This is a genomic window from Polaromonas sp., from assembly GCF_031411155.1.
Lineage (GTDB): Bacteria > Pseudomonadota > Gammaproteobacteria > Burkholderiales > Burkholderiaceae_C > Polaromonas.
In genome coordinates this window covers 1-2,341 of sequence record NZ_JANOAL010000011.1, presented here as the reverse complement: position 1 = coordinate 2,341, position 2,341 = coordinate 1, and the positions used below count along the sequence as shown (strand labels likewise).

Below are 2,341 nucleotides of genomic sequence, written 5' to 3'. Positions count from 1 at the left end.
TGGCATCACGATCACCTCTGCTGCCACCACCTGCTTCTGGAAGGGCATGGATTCGTCCCTGCCTGAGCACCGCATCAACATTATCGACACCCCGGGCCACGTGGACTTCACCATCGAGGTGGAGCGCTCCATGCGCGTGCTGGATGGCGCCTGCATGGTTTACTGCGCGGTCGGTGGCGTTCAGCCCCAGTCCGAGACGGTCTGGCGCCAGGCCAACAAATACAAGGTGCCGCGTCTGGCATTTGTCAACAAGATGGACCGCACCGGTGCCAACTTCTTCAAGGTCGTGGAGCAGATGAAACTGCGTCTGAAGGCCAGCCCCGTGCCCATGGTGATCCCCATCGGCGCCGAAGAAAACTTCACCGGCGTGGTCGACCTGCTCAAAATGAAGGCCATCATCTGGGACGAAGCCTCTCAGGGCATGAAATTCGACTACCGTGAAATCCCGGCTGAACTGCTGGCGCTGGCCAAGGAGTGGCGCGAAAAGATGGTCGAGGCGGCTGCCGAGGCGTCTGAAGAGCTGATGAACAAATACCTTGAAGAAGGCGATTTGACCGAAGCAGAGATCAAGTTTGGCATTCGCACGCGCACCATTGCCAGCGAAATCCAGCCCATGTACTGCGGCACGGCGTTCAAGAACAAGGGCGTTCAGCGCATGCTGGATGCGGTGATTGAATTCATGCCTTCGCCGATCGATATTCCACCTGTCAAGGGCATGGATGACGACGAGCAGCCCGTGACGCGCAAGGCCGATGACGGAGAGAAATTCGCCGCGCTGGCCTTCAAGCTGATGACCGACCCGTTTGTCGGTCAGCTGACCTTTGTTCGCGTGTACTCTGGCGTGCTGAAAAAGGGCGACAGCGTTTACAACCCGATCAAGGGCAAGAAGGAGCGTATCGGCCGGATCGTGCAGATGCACGCCAACAACCGCGAAGAAGTCAGCGAAATTCGCGCTGGCGACATTGCCGCCTGCGTCGGTCTGAAAGACGTGACGACCGGTGAAACCCTGTGTGATCCGGACGCGATTGTCATGCTCGAGCGCATGGTGTTCCCCGAGCCGGTGATCACCCAGGCCGTCGAACCCAAGACCAAGGTTGACCAGGAGAAAATGGGCATCGCCCTGCAGCGTCTGGCCCAGGAAGACCCGTCTTTCCGCGTCAAGACCGACGAAGAGTCCGGCCAGACCCTGATTGCCGGCATGGGCGAGCTGCATCTGGAAATTATTGTGGACCGCATGAAGCGCGAGTTCGGCGTGGAAGCCAACGTCGGCAAGCCGCAGGTGGCTTACCGCGAGACCATCCGCAAGACCATCGAGGATGCCGAAGGCAAGTTCGTGCGCCAGTCCGGCGGCAAGGGCCAGTACGGGCACGTCGTGCTCAAGATTGAGCCCAATGAGCCCGGCAAGGGCATCGAGTTTGTCGACGCGATCAAGGGTGGCGTGGTGCCGCGCGAGTACATTCCGGCGGTGGAAAAAGGCATCAACGAGGCCGTGACTTCGGGTGTGCTGGCCGGTTACCCGGTGGTGGACGTCAAGGTGACGCTGCACTTCGGTTCCTACCACGATGTGGACTCGAACGAACTGGCCTTCAAGATGGCCGCGATCTTTGGCTTCAAGGAAGGCTGCCGCAAGGCCAGCCCGGTGATTCTGGAGCCGATGATGGCGGTGGAAGTCGAAACCCCTGAAGACTACGCCGGCAACGTGATGGGCGATCTGTCCTCGCGTCGCGGCATGGTGCAGGGCATGGAAGACATGGTCGGTGGCGGCAAGGCCATCAAGGCCGAAGTGCCGTTGTCGGAAATGTTCGGCTACTCCACCACGCTGCGTTCGATGTCGCAGGGTCGTGCCACCTACACCATGGAGTTCAAGCATTACAGCGAGGCTCCACGCAATGTGTCGGAAGCCATCATGGCGGCCCGCGCAAAATGATGATTTTGGGGGCGGAGCCGGATCGTGAAGCGATTGGCCCTGTCCTCGACTGATTGAGAAGCTGTCTGCGACGATGTGCCGCCCTGTTCCCGTGCGGGGCGAACCAGCAACATCGTGCAAACATTAAACCTGTACACGGGAATTAGCTCTTTGGAGAATTGAAAAATGGGAAAAGAAAAATTCGCACGCACCAAGCCGCACGTCAACGTCGGCACGATTGGCCACGTGGACCACGGTAAGACGACCCTGACGGCGGCCATCACGACCGTGCTCGCGGCCAAATTCGGCGGCGAAGCCAAGGGTTACGACCAGATCGATGCGGCGCCCGAAGAAAAGGCCCGCGGCATCACCATCAACACCGCCCACGTCGAGTACGAGACGGCCAACCGCCACTACGCCCACGTCGACTGCCCC

Annotated in this window: 2 protein-coding genes; both read left to right on the top strand. The window is 59.8% G+C overall.

Translation table 11 applies throughout. From position 1 onward, the window contains the following. A partial coding sequence (fusA, locus tag RMO23_RS00510; RefSeq protein ID WP_309678020.1) for an elongation factor G occupies positions 1-1,927 on the top strand: 1,927 nt, incomplete at its 5' end. 165 nt (positions 1,928-2,092) lie between these two features. Then, the coding region (locus tag RMO23_RS00505) for a GTP-binding protein (RefSeq protein ID WP_309678019.1) at positions 2,093-2,341 on the top strand (249 nt) is incomplete at its 3' end.